Annotated in this window: 13 protein-coding genes; 3 read left to right on the top strand and 10 right to left on the bottom strand. The window is 69.5% G+C overall.

Features of this window, described 5'->3' with window-relative positions; genetic code table 11:
- Both Q0568_RS00330 and Q0568_RS00335 read right to left on the bottom strand, forming a co-directional pair.
- Window positions 1-1,422, bottom strand: a 1,422-nt coding sequence (locus Q0568_RS00330; RefSeq protein WP_298860414.1) for a sigma-70 family RNA polymerase sigma factor, incomplete at its 3' end; no start/stop codon positions are given.
- Between the two features lie 445 nt (window positions 1,423-1,867).
- Window positions 1,868-3,043: an amidohydrolase family protein gene (locus tag Q0568_RS00335; protein WP_298860417.1), complete on the bottom strand. Its 1,176-nt coding sequence runs from the start codon at window positions 3,041-3,043 to the stop codon at window positions 1,868-1,870.
- A 203-nt stretch (window positions 3,044-3,246) separates the two neighbouring features.
- Between Q0568_RS00335 and glyA the strand changes: the two genes are divergently transcribed.
- On the top strand, window positions 3,247-4,521 hold the full coding sequence (gene glyA, locus Q0568_RS00340; protein ID WP_298860420.1) for a serine hydroxymethyltransferase: 1,275 nt from the start codon (window positions 3,247-3,249) through the stop codon (window positions 4,519-4,521).
- Complete coding sequence (locus Q0568_RS00345) at window positions 4,518-5,399, top strand: bifunctional methylenetetrahydrofolate dehydrogenase/methenyltetrahydrofolate cyclohydrolase (RefSeq protein WP_298860423.1); 882 nt, start codon at window positions 4,518-4,520, stop codon at window positions 5,397-5,399. The genes glyA and Q0568_RS00345 overlap by 4 nt, the downstream gene beginning before the upstream one ends.
- 102 nt (window positions 5,400-5,501) lie before the next feature.
- Here the strand turns inward: Q0568_RS00345 and Q0568_RS00350 are convergent, their stop codons facing one another.
- The gene (locus Q0568_RS00350; RefSeq protein WP_298860425.1) at window positions 5,502-6,230 is read right to left on the bottom strand and encodes a DUF6882 domain-containing protein; all 729 of its coding nucleotides are present in this window, start codon (window positions 6,228-6,230) and stop codon (window positions 5,502-5,504) included.
- Between the two features lie 96 nt (window positions 6,231-6,326).
- Between Q0568_RS00350 and Q0568_RS00355 the strand changes: the two genes are divergently transcribed.
- A complete protein-coding gene (locus Q0568_RS00355; protein ID WP_298860427.1) occupies window positions 6,327-7,691 on the top strand; it encodes a TIGR00366 family protein in 1,365 nt (454 codons plus the stop codon).
- 27 nt (window positions 7,692-7,718) lie between these two features.
- Here Q0568_RS00355 and Q0568_RS00360 read toward each other — a convergent pair whose 3' ends face one another.
- The 7 genes from Q0568_RS00360 to Q0568_RS00390 form a co-directional block, all read right to left on the bottom strand.
- The gene (locus Q0568_RS00360; protein ID WP_298860430.1) at window positions 7,719-8,954 is read right to left on the bottom strand and encodes an MFS transporter; all 1,236 of its coding nucleotides are present in this window, start codon (window positions 8,952-8,954) and stop codon (window positions 7,719-7,721) included.
- A 151-nt stretch (window positions 8,955-9,105) separates the two neighbouring features.
- A complete protein-coding gene (locus Q0568_RS00365) occupies window positions 9,106-9,909 on the bottom strand; it encodes an HpcH/HpaI aldolase/citrate lyase family protein (RefSeq protein ID WP_298860433.1) in 804 nt (267 codons plus the stop codon).
- Window positions 9,894-10,676 carry a fumarylacetoacetate hydrolase family protein gene (locus Q0568_RS00370; protein WP_298860855.1) on the bottom strand — a complete coding sequence of 261 codons (783 nt, stop codon included), beginning with the start codon at window positions 10,674-10,676 and terminating at the stop codon, window positions 9,894-9,896. The genes Q0568_RS00365 and Q0568_RS00370 overlap by 16 nt, the downstream gene beginning before the upstream one ends.
- Before the next feature lie 2 nt (window positions 10,677-10,678).
- Window positions 10,679-11,842, bottom strand: a complete 1,164-nt coding sequence (gene hpaD / locus Q0568_RS00375) for a 3,4-dihydroxyphenylacetate 2,3-dioxygenase (protein WP_298860436.1) — start codon at window positions 11,840-11,842, stop codon at window positions 10,679-10,681.
- Window positions 11,843-11,875: 33 nt separating this feature from the next.
- Complete coding sequence (hpaE, locus tag Q0568_RS00380; protein ID WP_298860440.1) at window positions 11,876-13,390, bottom strand: 5-carboxymethyl-2-hydroxymuconate semialdehyde dehydrogenase; 1,515 nt, start codon at window positions 13,388-13,390, stop codon at window positions 11,876-11,878.
- On the bottom strand, window positions 13,390-14,070 hold the full coding sequence (locus tag Q0568_RS00385; RefSeq protein WP_298860445.1) for a GntR family transcriptional regulator: 681 nt from the start codon (window positions 14,068-14,070) through the stop codon (window positions 13,390-13,392). Before Q0568_RS00385 ends, hpaE begins: the two co-directional genes overlap by 1 nt.
- Complete coding sequence (locus Q0568_RS00390) at window positions 14,067-15,509, bottom strand: fumarylacetoacetate hydrolase family protein (RefSeq protein ID WP_298860447.1); 1,443 nt, start codon at window positions 15,507-15,509, stop codon at window positions 14,067-14,069. Before Q0568_RS00390 ends, Q0568_RS00385 begins: the two co-directional genes overlap by 4 nt.
- Window positions 15,510-15,611: the final 102 nt, after the last annotated feature.

Consider the following 15,611-nt stretch of genomic DNA (forward strand, 5'->3'; position numbering starts at 1 on the left):
GGTGGTTCCGGGGTCGGTGGTTCCGGGGTCGGTGGTTCCGGGGTCGGTGGTTCCCGGGTCGGTGGTTCCGGGGTCGGTGGTTCCGGGCTCGATGCTCGGCTCGGTCGTCTCAGCCGGAGTCGGCTCGGCGGTGGGTTCAGGCGCAGGTGGGGCGGGTTCGTCGGCGACCGTGACGGGTGCAGGCGCCGGGGGCGCCTGCACGTCGGCATCCGGATCCGTCTTCGGCTCGGGTGCCGGCGTCGGCTGCTCGGGCAGGTCGATCACCAGAGGATCACCGGTCGACAGGCCGGGCGCGGGAGCGACGTCGGCGGAGGCGACGGACGAGGAGTCCGACTCCGACGCATTGGGCTGGGAGGTGGCGGGTGCGCCGCCCAGCACACCGGGCAGAACCGCGGCTGCCGCCACGACGCCGGCGATCACCAGCGCGGCGGATCCGGCGCCGACCAGCGCTCCGATCCCGGAGACGACGCCCGCGCTGGAACCCGCCGAACCTCCTGCTGCGGCCGAGGACGACGCCCCTGTGGTGCCCGTCGCGGCAGCGACGCCCGCCGAGCCGGTGGCACTCGCGACGACCACGCCCTCGACCACACTCGAAGGCATGGCGGCCAGAGCGGCGACGGGGGCCTCGCCGAGCTGCAGTGAGGCGAGGTACGCCGAGGCGCCGGTGACGCCCAGCACGAGCGGGAGCAGCACGAGCGTCAGCCGGCTCGAGACGTCCTTCGCCTCCGCGGCGACGATCATGCAGCGCGCGCATCCCTCGAGATGATCGTCGACGCGCTGATGTGCACGCGTGGTGAGGTTGCCGCGGGCGTACGCACCCAGACGCTCGATGGTCCACTGGCACTCGGAGCCCTCGCCGACGCTGTGCAGGTGCGCCTGGATCCACGCCTCCCGCAGTCCCTCACGGGCGCGGAACGACAGCTGCGAGACGGCTCCGGCGCTCATGCCCAGCAGCGTGCCGATCGCAGCCGGCTTCATCTGCTCGATCTCGGAGTACCAGAGCACCTCCTGCCAGCGCGACGGCAGTGAGCGGAACGCCTTCGCGGTCAGACCGCGGTCGAGCTCCTCGCTCGCGGCAGCGTCTGTGCTGGCCGGATCGACCACGGTCTCCAGCTCGTCGATGGTGGTCTCGCGGCGACGGCGCCCCCAGGCCGCGGCGGTGTTGCGGATGCTGGTGAACAGATAGGCGCGGAATGAGCCGTTGGGACCTCCGCCCGTGAGGATGGCCTGATAGATGCGGGAGTACGCCTCCTGCACGAGATCGTCGGCGTCGATCGAGGAGGTGATCGAGCGCGCGACGGTCATGCCGGAGCGGTAGTGGCGCCGCCAGAGTTCGCCGAACGCGTCGACGTCGCCGGACCGCGTGCGCAGCACGAGGTCGGCGTCAGCCGCCGCTGACTCCCCGGAGTTCTTCTCTTTCACGACTTCCCTGATTCGGTTCCTGTCGTCGGCGCTCGCGCAGTGCGGGAACGCTCTCACAGCAAGAGACGCGTGAAAGCTCGAATCATCACGCGTCCCGACCATTCTCACCCGAAAGGTTCAAGGAAGCCACCCCTGTGGAGAACTCGGGGAGCGCTCCCAGGAACCCGCTCGAGAAAATCTTCAGAACTCGCGTAATGAATCGCCTTCGGCGTCGTCTCATCCTGTGGAGCATCCCTGACGCCCCACCGGGGGGCTGGTGCGTCAGGGGCCGATGCCGGGGTATCGCATCGGATGTGACCGGCTCGGGAACCTCGGGGGAGGAGCTCCCGAGCCGGTCCGCTCGTATGGGGACAAGACCGCTGTGCTGGGGAGCACAGCACTGGGGACGCGGGGCCGCCGGGCTGGGGAGAACGGCGGCCTCCCGCAATCCACCACCGCGCTGGACTCAGCGCGTCGGCGCGGCGCCCGTCCAGACCGCGTGCACGGTCAGATCAGCATCCAGCAGCACGGCATCCGCGACATGGTCGGGCTGCAGCCGCCCGAGCGAACCGGCGAATCCGATGGCTCCCGCGGGAGTCCCCGTCAGTGCGCGAACTGCCTCGCCGAGCGGCACACCGGCGTCGACGGCTCGTCGCAGCGCGATGTCCTGGGTGAGTGTGGAGCCGGCGATGGAACCGGTGTCGTCGGCACGAGCCATTCCGTCCGTGACCGTGACCTTCACCGCGCCGAGGTCGTAGTGCCCGTCTGCGCTGCCGGCAGCCGCCATGGCATCCGTGATCAGCGCGACGCGACCCGGCGCGATGTCGAACAGCAGGCGGATCACGTGCGGGTGCAGGTGGAAGTTGTCGGCGATGCCCTCCAGCACCACCCCGCGATCCGCCGCGGCCGTCAGAATCGGACCCGGAGCGCGGTGGTGGATGCCGTTCATGGCGTTGAAGGCGTGCGTGAGGATCGAGGCGCCGGCGTCGAAGGCGGCGGCCGCGATGGCGGCATCCGCATTCGTGTGTCCGACCGCGACTGCGGTGCCTGCGGCGACGACCTGACGCACCGCGTCGAGCCCGCCCGGGAGCTCGGGGGCGATGGTCACCTGGCGGATCGTGCCGCGGCCGGCCTCCAGCAGGCGCGTCACATCGGCGGCCTCCGGGTGCCGCAGCAGCGACGGCTCGTGAGCTCCGTGATGGCCCGGATCCAGGAACGGACCCTCCAAGTGGCTGCCCAGGATGCCGGCATCCGTCTGCATGAGATCGGCGATATCCCCCACCTGTGTGACGAGCTGGTCGATCGTGGCGGTGACCAGCGAGATCACCGCGCGGGTCGTGCCGTGCGAGCGGTGCATCGCGCGGGCCGTGCGGATGGCGTCGGCGCCGTCGTCGTACGAGGCGCCCGCACCGCCGTGGCCGTGGATGTCGATGAATCCGGGAGTGAGGATCGCTCCCGCTCCGGCGACGGATGCCGCATCGATCACGTCATCGGCATCCGCCCAGCCCGCACCGGTGCCGCGCGCCGCCACGATGCCATCCTCGAAGCGCACCCACGCGTCCTCGACCACCGTCCCGTCTCCGTCGACGATGCGCGCGGAGTGGATCACCCGTGAGCCGGTGAAGTCTGTGATCGGTGTCATCGTTCGCTCCTGGTGGGGTCGGGGTCCGGCAGGCAGGACCATGAACAAAATCTACCCTTCGGGCATCCGCCGCACCCGCTAGACTTTCCTCGTCGCGACTGGCGTCTGGGTGGGTCACCACCGGGGAGCGGCCTCTTTGGAATCGACCGCGCGCCTGGGCCGATGAGGAACACACCCAATCCCCGTGTGAACAGGAGACCGCTATGACCGACCGTTACTTCAACGCCCCGCTCTCCGAGGTGGACCCGGAGATCGCCGAGGTTCTCGAGCGCGAGCTGAACCGCCAGCGCACGTACCTCGAGATGATCGCCTCGGAGAACTTCGTGCCCGTCTCGGTGCTGCAGTCGCAGGGCTCGGTGCTCACCAACAAGTACGCCGAGGGCTACCCCGGCCGTCGCTACTACGGCGGCTGCGAGGAGGTCGACGTCGCGGAGTCGCTGGCCATCGAGCGCGCCAAGAGCCTGTTCGGCGCCGAGTACGCCAACGTGCAGCCGCACTCCGGCGCAACCGCCAACGCCGCCGTGCTGCACGCCATCGCGCGTCCCGGCGACACGCTGCTGGGTCTGTCGCTCGACCAGGGCGGTCACCTCACGCACGGCATGAAGATCAACTTCTCCGGCCGGCTGTACAACATCGTCGCCTACGGCGTGAACCCGGAGACTTCGCTGGTGGACATGGACGAGGTCCGCCGCCTGGCCCTCGAGCACAAGCCGAAGGTCATCATCGCCGGATGGTCGGCCTACCCCCGTCAGATGGACTTCGCCGCCTTCCGCGCCATCGCCGACGAGGTCGGCGCCACGCTGTGGGTGGACATGGCGCACTTCGCCGGTCTGGTCGCGGCGGGCCTGCACCCGAGCCCCGTGCCGCACGCGCACGTGGTCTCCTCCACCGTGCACAAGACCATCGGCGGCCCGCGCTCGGGCTTCATCCTCACCAACGACGCCGACATCGCCAAGAAGATCAACTCGGCCGTGTTCCCGGGCCAGCAGGGCGGTCCGCTCATGCACGTGATCGCCGCCAAGGCCACCGCGTTCAAGCTCGCCGCGACCCCCGAGTTCGCCGAACGCCAGCAGCGCGTGCTGTCGGGTGCGAAGATCATCGCCGAGCGGCTGATGCAGCAGGATGTCGCGGATGCCGGCATCTCGGTCCGCTCGGGCGGCACCGACGTGCACCTGGTGCTGGTCGACCTGCGCAACGCCGAGATCGACGGCAAGCAGGCCGAGGACCTGCTGCACGAGATCCACATCACCGTCAACCGCAACGCCGTCCCGAACGACCCGCGCCCGCCGATGGTCACCTCGGGCCTGCGCATCGGCACCCCGGCGCTGGCCACCCGCGGCTTCGGCGACGCCGAGTTCACCGAGGTCGCCGACGTGATCGCGCTGGCGCTGCAGCCGAACGCCGACGTCGAGGCGCTGCGCGCCCGTGTCGACGCCCTGGCCGAGGCGTTCCCGCTCTACCCGGACCTGCACCAGTGACCGCGAAGGTCCTCGACGGCAGGGCCGCTGCGGCCGCCATCAAGGCCGAACTGGCCGAACGGGTGGCGGCGCTGCGCGAGCGCGGCGTCGTCCCCGGCATCGCCACCGTGCTGGTGGGCGCCGACCCGGCATCCCAGCTGTACGTCGGAATGAAGCACCGCCAGTCCGAGGCGATCGGGATGAACTCGATCCAGCGCGAACTGCCGGCCGACGCCACCCAGGCCGACGTCGAGGCGCTGATCGACGAGCTCAACGCCGATCCGACCTGCCACGGGTACATCGTGCAGCTGCCGCTGCCGAAGCACCTCGACACCGACGCGATCCTGGAGCGCATCGACCCGGCCAAGGACGCCGATGGCCTGCATCCGACCAACCTGGGTCGGCTGGTGCTGAACGTCAACTCGCCCATCCACACGCCGCTGCCCTGCACGCCCCGTGGCGTGATCGAGCTGCTGCTGCGCAACGATTACGACCTCAAGGGCAAGCACGTGGTGGTCGTGGGACGCGGCGTGACCATCGGCCGCCCGATGGGGCTGCTGCTGACGCGTCGCGACATCAACGCCACGGTCACGCAGGTGCACACCGGCACGCCCGACATGACCCCGTTCCTGCGCGAGGCCGACGTCATCGTCGCCGGTGCGGGCGTGAAGCACCTGATCAAGGCCTCGGACGTGAAGCCGGGAGCCGCGGTGCTGGATGTCGGCGTCACGCGTGAGACGGATCCTGCGACCGGCAAGTCGAAGGTCTACGGCGACGTGCATCCGGATGTCGCGGAGGTGGCGGGCTTCCTGTCGCCGAACCCCGGCGGCGTGGGCCCGATGACCGTGGCCCTGCTGATGACCAACGTCGTCGAGGCCGCCGAGCGCACTCTGGCCTGACGCGCCTTCTCGCCGAGACCCCTCACCACCGCCGAGACCCCTCGTGGGCGACGCGGCTGCTGAGGGGTCTCGACGTTCAGGAGGGGTTTCGGCGAAAGCGGGTCAGGCCGCGGGGCTGCTGGCCAGTGAGGCCTGCACGCCGGTGATGCGGGCGTACTCGTCGAAGCGGAAGGTCGCGGAGCCGGTGGCATCCGTGATCACCGCGCCGGAGAACGACTCGTCGGTCCACTGCAGCGTCCAGCCGGCCAGCCGGGCGAGGTCCCAGACCGAGGCGCGCGGGTCGCTGAGTGTGAGCCCGGAGAGGATGCGGGGGAGCACGGTCATCGCCGACGCGACTGTCAGCGGCGGGATGGCATCATCCAGCAGCAGCACGGCCCTCGAACCGCCGGCAGGAGCCGAGTAATGGGGCGAGATTCCGGTGATCTCCGCTGCTGCGCCGCCGATGACGTGCGCGAGATCGGCGATCCACGCGTCGATGTCCTCGCCGGCGTCCGAACCGAAGGCGACCTCACCCGTGGTCAGCTCCGGGATGCCGTGCTCGGCGCCGTAGGCGCGCAGACGCTCGCCCACGCCGGTGGGATCGCCCTGCGGCAGCGCCCACGACCACATCAGCGAACGCGGCCCCGGCGCGATCGAGGCGATCAGATGCGGAGACGCCTGCAGCGTGCGCGACGGATCCTCGGTGCCGGCGAACACGAAGGTGCCCGCGGCGAGATCGACGTCCCAGCGGTGATCGCCGAGGGCCTCTGTCGCTGTGTGCAGCTGGTCCTGACGGAGGGCGGTGAACAGCGCGGCGCGGTGGGCGAGGGCGCGCAGGGTCTCGAAGGTCATGCGCACAGTCTGGCCCCGGATGCTGTGCGCGACCGAAGTCGAAGCCGTGAATTCGCTATGGTCGATGCAGAATATCGGAACGAAGGAGTTTCTGACATGCCCACGACGCAGACCAGATCCCCACGGCGCAGCGTGATGCGCCCCATCAACAGATTCCTCGAGCAGTGGGTGCCATCGGCGCTGACGTTCGCGATCGTGCTGACCCTGGTGGTCGCCGTGCTCGCGATGACGCTCACGCAGACGAGCCCCGTCGACGTGGTGAAGGGCTGGGGCGACGGACTCTCCGGCCTGCTGGCCTTCATGACCCAGATGTGCCTGATCCTGCTGCTGGGGTACATGCTGGCCAACACCCGACCGGTGCGCAAGCTGCTGCGGTGGCTGGCGCGCGTGCCGGGCACCGCCGCCCTGGCATATGTGTTCGTGTTCGTCGTCGCCGCGGTCGCCAGCCTCATCACCTGGGGCCTGGGGCTGATCGTCGGCACGCTGCTGGCCCGCGAGATCGCTGTGGTGGCGCGCGAGCGCGGCATGAAGGTGCACTTCCCGCTTTTGGTCGCGGCCGGGTACTCCGGCTTCGTCGTCTGGCACATGGGCTACTCCGGTTCCGGTCCGCTGACCGCCGCCACTCCGGGCTCGTTCCTGGCGCCGAGTCTGCATGACAGGGTGATCCCGGTCAGCCAGACCACGTTCTCGACATGGAACATGCTCGCCGCGCTCGCTGTCATCGTGGTGTGCGGCCTGCTGTTCTTCCTGATCCGCCCGCGCAAGGACGACGAGATCTATGAGCTGCCCGCGCGGGTCGGCTCCGAGGCCGACGACGACGCCGACGACGAGGTCATCACACCCGCCGACCGCATCGACGCCTCCCGCATCCTCACCCTGCTGCTCGGCTTGGGTCTCGCGGCCTACCTGGTGGTGCACTTCGTGCAGGGCGGCACGCTCACGCTGGACATCGTGAACTGGTCGTTCCTGGCGCTGATCCTGCTGATCGTCCGCAGTCCGTTCGAGCTGATCCACCTCACCAAGAAGGCCGCCGCCAACGTCGGCGAGATCCTGGTGCAGTTCCCGCTGTACGCCGGCATCCTCGGCATCATGGCCAGCTCCGGCCTGATCAAGCTGTTCTCCGACGCTTTCGTCTCGATCGCCACGCCCGTCACCTTCGGCGTGCTGGCACTGATCTCGGCGGGCTTCGTGAACTTCTTCGTGCCCTCCGGTGGCGGGCAGTTCGCCGTGCAGGGGCCGATCATGCTGGATGCCGCGAACCAGCTGGGCGTCGACCCGTCCATCGCCATCATGGCGGTGGCGTACGGCGACCAGTGGACCAACATGATCCAGCCGTTCTGGGCCCTGCCGGTGCTGGCCATCGCGGGACTGAAGATGCGCGACATCCTCGGCTACACGTTCGTCACCCTGTTGGGGTCCGGCGTGGTGATGGCGGCCGCGCTGCTCTTCGTCAGCCTGTGAGCGCCCGCGCCGGGCGCGGCTGCCGGGTCATCCCCGGATGGTCGCGCCCGGCGCTCTGCCCATCCGCCACACGCTGGGCACGAACGCCGTCGAGATGGCGATGACGGCGTACAGGATGCCGGAGGTGACCAGCACCACCTCCGGGTCGGCGCGAGTGATGAGCCAGCCGTATACCAGCGTGCCGATGGGCATGACCACGAAGCTGCCCAGCATGTCGTAGCTGGAGACGCGGCTGAGCTTCTCGACGGGGATGTTCTCCATCATCGCCACGCTCCAGCCGGTGCTGAACACCTCGGCCCCGGCTCCGGCGATCAGCGCCGCGATGGCCACCAGCACGACCGCGGGATGCACGCCCAGCATGGTCAGCGGGATCGAGAACAGGCTGATGCCCAGCATCCCGAACCGCAGCGGTCGCCGCAGCGGGAACCACATCAGGATCAGTGTCATCAGCAGCACGCCCGCGCCCTCGGCGCTGACCACCCAGCCCCAGCCGGCGATGCCGAGCCGGTCGTCGTTCTTGGCGATGTAGGGGCCGACCACGCCCCAGGAGCCGACGTGAATCGCGTTCATGATCATGAACGCGAACACCACCGCAACCAGCCAGGACCTGCTCCAGAACTCGGTCCAGCCGATGCGCAGATCGGTGAACAGCGAGAACGCGCCGTCCCCGGCCGGCGGTGGGAGCCTGACCATCGCCAGGATCGGGATGGCGGAGAGCCAGCCGATCAGCTGCACCACCATGGCCCAGGCGGGACCGGCGGTGGTGACCAGGATGCCGGCGATCACCGGCCCGCCGATCGTGACGGCCGAGCGCACGAACGACAGCATGGCGTTGGCCTGCTGCAGCGTCTCCGGTCGGGTGAGCTGCGGGATGATGCCCTGCATGGCCGGCAGCACGAACGCCGTGGAGGCGCCGTTGACGGCGGCCAGCGCCACGACGACGGGGATGGTCGCCGTGTGCGTGAACAGCAGCGTGGCGATGGTGCCGATGGAGAGCAGATCCAGCACGTAGCACGCCTGGATCACCAGCGCTCGGGGGAGCCGGTCGGCCACCACGCCGCCGAACAGCACGAACACGACATTCGCGACGGTGAACGCGGTGAGCACCAGCGACAGGCTCACCGGATCGTTGTCGATCTCCAATACCGCGAATGCCAGCGCGATCGATGACATGGAGCCCGTCACGAGAGTGATGGCGCGGGCCAGGAAGAACCAGCGGAAGTTGCGGTCGCCCAGCGCCGCCAGCCGCACGCCGTGGCTCACGGGGCGCCGGGGTTCATGAGGCGGTCCGCGGTATCGGCATCCGTTCATCAAACCACAGCGTTCACAACTCCGGAGAACTGGGCCGGGCACCGCAGGATCGGCGGTTCCCGTCGTCGATCGGCGGTGGATCTCCGGAGTTGTGAACGCGGGCTCAGTACGCGTCGGCGGTGGTGTCTCCGGATGCCGGGATGAACCGGGCCGCGAGGGCCTCGGAGCCGCGGGCGAGGATCGTCACATCGGCGCTGGCGGAGAGGAAGTCCGCGCCGGCTTCGAGGTAGGCGTCGGCCGTGGCCGGGTCGAACGCGTTCACGCCGGCCTTCTTGCCCGCCGCATGCGCGGCAGCGAACACGCGGTGCACGCAGGCGACCACCTCAGGATGACCCTGCTGGCCCGGCAGTCCCATCGACGAGGACAGGTCGGCGGGGCCCACCAGCACGCCGTCCACGCCGTCGACGGCGGCGATCTCGGCGGCCTGCTCCACGGCATCCGCCGACTCGATCTGCACGAACAGCGACACCGTCTGGGACGCGTTCTGCACATAACCGGTCACCCGGCCCCAGCGCGCGCTGCGGGCGAGAGCGGAGCCCACGCCGCGGATGCCCTCCGGCGGGTACCGCACGGCGGCGACGGCCGCCCGGGCCTCGTCGGCCGTCGACACCATCGGCACCAGCAGATTCTGCGCGCCGGCATCCAGCACCTGCTTGATGACGACCGGATCGTTGAACGGCACGCGCACGACGGTCGCGGGGGGATACGCGGCGATCACCTGCAGCTGCTGCTGCACGGTGGTGAGGGTGTTCGGGCCGTGCTCCATGTCGATCAGCAGCCAGTCGATCCCGGAACCGGCGCAGATCTCCGCCAGCAGCGGAGACCCCGTGCTCAGCCACATGCCGATCAGCGGGCGGTCGGCAGCATCCAGCCGCTCGCGGAAGGTCGGGTCTAGACGAATCGGCATTCGATGGTCCCCATCTCTCGGTAGTCGCAGCGCACGGCATCCCCGCGCTGCACCCACATCGGCCTTGTGAACGAGCCTGCCAGGATGATCTCCCCGGCCTGAAGACGCTGACCGTGCTGGTGGAACTTGTTCGCCAGCCAGGCCACGCCCGTCGCCGGGTGGCCGAGCACGCCGGCGGCGACACCGGTCTCCTCGATCTGCCCGTTGCGGCTGAGCACGCCGGGCACCCAGCGCAGATCGATCTCGTCGGGGCGCATGTGCACGTCGCCGAGCACCATCGCGCCGTAGGCGGCGTTGTCGCTGATGGTGTCGACGATCGTGCGGCCCTCGAGCTCGATGTGCGAGTTGAGCACCTCCAGTGCCGGCACGGCGTAGTCGATGGCAGCCAGTGCATCCTCGAGCGTGCAGTCCGGGCCTTCCAGCGGCGCCTTCAAGGCGAACGCCAGCTCCACCTCGATGCGCACGTTGGAGAAGTGGTCGAACGGGATCTCCGCGCCCGTGCGGTACACGGTGTCGTCGAACATCACGCCGTAATCGGGCTCGGTGATGCCGGTGGCCTGCTGCATGGCCTTCGAGGTCAGCCCGATCTTGCGACCGACCAGTGTGCGCCCGGCCGCCAGCTGCGAATCCCGCCAGACGCCCTGGATGGCGTAGGAGTCCTCGATCGTGGCGTCCGGGTACCGTGCCGTGATCCGGGGGATCACGCCACGGGTGCGCTCGGCCTCGGCCAGCTCCGCGGCCAGTGCCGCGATGGTCTCGCCGGGCAGGGTCACAGCTGGTGACCCAGCTTGTACTCGCCCTGCTTCCACTCCGGCATCGGCGTCTCATCCAGCGGGCGCGTGTAGCTGAACCCGTCGGCGCCGATGGTCACCGCCAGCTCGCTGGTGTCCGTGCGGGCGAGCACGGGCTGCGGGTTGCCGTCCAGGTCGAGCACCAGCGACGCGTCGGTGTACCAGCTCGGCACGACCGGGTTGCCCCACCAGTCGCGGCGCTGGTTGTCGTGCACGTCCCAGGAGATGACCGGGTTGTCGGGGTCACCGGTGTAGTAGTCCTGCGTGTAGATCTCCACGCGGTGCCCGTCGGGGTCGCGCAGGTACAGGTAGAACGCGTTGGAGACGCCGTGCCGGCCGGGACCGCGCTCGATGGCGTCCGAGTGCCGGCGGGCGCCCAGGATGTCGCAGATCGCCAGGATGTTGTGCTTCTCATGGGTCGCGAACGCGACGTGGTGCATGCGGGGCCCGTCGCCGCCGGTCATCGCGGTGTCGTGCACGGTGGGCTTGCGGCGCATCCACGCGGCGTACACGGTGCCCTCTTCGTCCTGGATGTCCTCGGTGACGCGGAAGCCCAGTGACTGCATGAAGTTCACGGCGCGCGGCACATCGGGGGTCACCTGGTTGAAGTGGTCCAGTCGCACCAGCTCACCGGGCTTGTGCAGGTCGTAGCGCCACGACATGCGCTCGACGTGCGTGGTGGCGAAGAAGAACTCGTACGGGAAGCCCAGCGGGTCGACCACCCGCACCGAGTCGCCGATGCCGTTCACGAAGCCATCCGGATTGCGGCGCACGTCGCAGCCGAGCTCCGTGTAGAAGGCGACCGCCTTGTCGAGGTCCTCCGCGGAGCGCACCCGGTACGAGAAGGCCGCGACCGCCGCGACCGGGCCCTTGCGCAGGATGAGGTTGTGGTGGATGAACTCCTCGGTGGAGCGCAGGTAGATCGCCTGATCGTCCTCCTCGGTGACGTACAGGCCGAGGATGTCGACGTAGAACTCGCGGGATGCGGCGAGGTCGGTGACGATCAGCTCCATGTACGCGCAGCGCAGGATGTCCGGCGGGGACGCCTGCGGGGTGGCGATCGGGTTGTCCGAGCGGATCGGCGCCTCCTGGCTCACGTAGAAGCCGGAGGAGGTGAGGGTCATTTCATCGCGGTTGGTCATGTCAGCGTCCTTGCTAGAAGTGGGGGAGAAGGGTCAGCGGGGGTCCGGGTCGTCCAGGTCCTGCTTGCCGAAGGCGGGGTTGTGCGGGGCGCCCAGGGTGATGTGCACGCTCTGCTGGTCGGTGTAGAAGTCGATCGAGCGGTAGCCGCCCTCGTGCCCGAGTCCGGAGGCCTTCACGCCGCCGAACGGGGTGCGCAGGTCGCGCACGTTGTTGGAGTTCAGCCACACCATGCCGGCCTCGACGGCGCCCGCGAAGTTGTGCGCGCGCTTGAGGTCGTTGGTCCAGATGTACGCCGCGAGGCCGTACTTGGTGTTGTTGGCCAGCGCCAGCGCCTCCTCGTCGGTGTCGAACGGCGTGATCGCGACCACCGGGCCGAAGATCTCCTCCTGGAAGATCCGGGCATCCGGCGACACGTCGGCGAAGGCGGTCGGGGCGACGTAGTTTCCGGTGGGGAATCCCTCCGGACGCCCGCCGCCGGCGATCAGGCGGCCCTCGCTCTTGCCCAGCTCGACGTAGCTCATCACCTTGGCGTAGTGCTCGGGATGCACCAGCGCGCCGACCTCGGTGGTGGGGTCGTGCGGCAAACCCACCTTCACGCGGCGCGCCATGGCGCCGAAGCGCTCGACGAACTCGTCGTAGATCGAGCGCTCGACGATGATGCGCGAGCCCGCCGTGCAGCGCTCGCCGTTGAGCGAGAACACGCCGAACACGCAGGCGTCCACGGCCGTGTCGAGGTCGGCATCCGCGAACACGACCGCCGGGCTCTTGCCGCCCAGCTCCATCGAGAGGCCCTTGAGGAACGGTGCGGAGTTCGCGAAGATCAGCTGGCCGGTGCTGCTCTCGCCGGTGAACGAGATCAGCGGGACATCCGGATGCTTGACCAGCGCGTCACCGGCATCCTCGCCCAGGCCGTTGACGAGGTTGAAGACGCCCTTCGGCAGCCCGGCCTCCTCGAAGATTCCGGCCCAGAGCGACGCCGACAGCGGCGTGAACTCGGCGGGCTTGAGCACCACGGTGTTGCCGGTCGCGAGAGCGGGGCCCAGCTTCCAGGACTCCAGCATGAACGGGGTGTTCCACGGCGTGATCAGGCCCGCGACGCCGATCGGCTTGCGGTTGACGTAGTTCATCTGCTTGCCGGGCACCTTGAACGCGTCATCGGCCTGGGCGACGATCAGGTCGGCGAAGAAGCGGAAGTTCTCGGCCGCGCGGCGGGCCTGACCCAGCGCCTGCGTGATGGGCAGGCCCGAGTCGAAGGACTCCAGCTCGGCCAGGCGGGCGTCGCGGGACTCGACGATGTCGGCGATGCGGTGCAGCACGCGGCTGCGATCGCGCGGCAGCATGCGTGGCCACGGGCCCTCGGTGAATGCGCGACGGGCCGCTGCGACAGCGCGGTCGATGTCGGCCTTCTTGCCCGCGGCGGCGTGCACATAGGTCTCGTTGGTGACGGGGTTCAGGACCTCGAAGGTGTCGCCGTCGAGCGAGTCCACGAACTCGCCGTCGATGTAGTGCTGGATCTTGGCCGGCAGGTCGGCCGGGGTGTAGGTCATCATCGTCCTTCTTCGGTGTGGTGGGCGTGGCGGGCGGCCAGGAACGCTTCCATGGTGCGCCAGCGGTGGTCTCGTGCGGCGAGCTCGATCTGCAGCGGCTCGGCGCCGCCGCGGATCAGCTCGAGGATCTCGTCGTGCTCGTCGACGGAGTGTCCGGCTCTGCTCGGCACGTACGTGAACGAGGTGTCGCGGATGCCGGAGAGCCGGGCCCACCCGCGGTGCACCAGATCGAGGATGTGCGGGTTCGGGCACGGTTCGAAGAGCACCGAGTGGAACTGCTGGTTGAGCTTGGTGAACGTGCGCGCGTCGAAGTGCTCGAGCAGATGCCGCATGCGGTCGTTGGCGGCCTGCGCGCGGGCCAGGTCGTCGTCGCTGAGGAAAGGTGCCGACAGCGACGTGGCGGCGCCCTCGACGATGCCGAGGGTCTGCATGGTGTGCGCGTACTCGCTCTCGTCGACCATCGAGACGTGCGCGCCGATGTTGCGCTCGAAGGTCACCAGGCCCTCGGCCTCGAGCCGGCGGATTGCCTCGCGCACGGGCACGACGCTCATCCCCAGCTCGCCCGCGATGGCTCCCAGCACCAGCCGGTAGCCGGGGCCGAAGGCGTGCGAGGTGATCCGCGAGTGGACCCAGTCGTAGGCCTGCTGGGATTTGCTCGGCGTGTGCAGGAGAGTGCTCATCCGCGGGCCTCGTATCGGGCGCGCCACTCGGCATTCATGGGGAACAGCCCGTCGAGCTTCTCTCCCTCGGCCACGCGGTCGGCGACCCAGGCATCCTGCTCCTCCTGCGCGAGGGCCGCGTCGGCGACCTCCTCGGCGAGGGCCGGGGGGATGACGATCACGCCGTCGCCGTCGCCGACGATGATGTCGCCGGGCTGCACCGCGGCGCCGCCGCAGGCGATGGTGACATCGGACTCCCACGGCACGTGCTTGCGGCCCAGCACCGATGGGTGGCGGCCCTGCGAGAACACCGGCAGGCCGATCTCGACCACGGCGTCGTAGTCGCGCACGGCGCCGTCCGTGACGACGCCCGCGGCGCCACGGGTCTTCGCACGCAGTGCCAGGATGTCGCCGAGCGTGCCGGCGCCGGCATCCCCGCGGCACTCGATGACGACGATCTCGCCCTCGCCGACGGCGTCGAACGCGCGCTTCTGGGCGTTGTAGCCGCCGCCGTGGCTGGTGAACAGGTCCTCCCGGGCGGGGATGAACCGCAGCGTCTTCGCGGTGCCGACGATCTTGCTGCCGGCGATGTTGGCGTGCACGCCATCGATGAAGCAGGAGTGCAGGCCGCGCTTGCGCAGCTGGCTGGACAGGCCGGCCGTGGGCGCGGCCTCGAGCTTCGCGCGCAGCTCGGGGGTCAGGACCGACCCTTCGTCCGGCAGTCCCGCGAGCTCGCGGGAGCCCCACGCCTCGGTGCGCTGCAGGTCGTTCACGGCCGGCAGCGAGCCCAGCGCGGGGTCGAACGGCACGGTGCCCTGCGTGACCGTGGTCACCAGGCGTCCCGAGGTGGGGGAGCCGGCGGCATCCGGAGCGTCCACCTCGATCTCGACGACGTCGCCCGGCACGATCACGCTGGACCCCGCGGGCGTGCCGGCGAGGATCACGTCGCCCGGCTCCAGCGTGAAGTGCTGCGACAGGTCGGCAATCAACTGGGCCAGCGGGAACAGCACACCGGACGTGCTGTCGTCCTGGCGCAGCTCGCCGTTGACCCACGCCCGCACGCGCAGCGCCGCCGGGTCGACCGTGGCGGCGTCGATGAGCTCCGGACCCAGGGGTGTGTAGCCGTCGCCGCCCTTGGAGCGCACGTTCGAGCCCTTGTCGACTGCGCGCAGGTCGTACAGGCCCAGGTCGTTGGATGCGGTGACCGAGGCCACGTGCGACCAGGCGTCGGCGACGGAGACGCGGCGGGCGGCTGTGCCGATGATCAGCGCGATCTCGCCCTCGAAGGCCAGCAGCTCGGTGCCGGCGGGGCGCTCCACGGTGCCACCGGAGACGCCGACGGAGCTGGCCGGCTTGAAGAAGTAGGAGGGGGCGGCGGGGGTGCGTCCGCGCTGCTCGGCGCGCGAGCGGTAGTTCAGATGGATCGCGACGATCTTGCCGGGACGGGGAATGGCCGTCATTGGTGCGCCTCCTTGCGTTCGCACGTGGCGGGGAGATGCCCTTGTGCGTCGTATTCGAAATCGTATATCATCACTCGCAACAGGGCAAGCATTCCGATCATC

The organism is uncultured Microbacterium sp., assembly GCF_937927635.1.
Classification (GTDB): domain Bacteria; phylum Actinomycetota; class Actinomycetes; order Actinomycetales; family Microbacteriaceae; genus Microbacterium.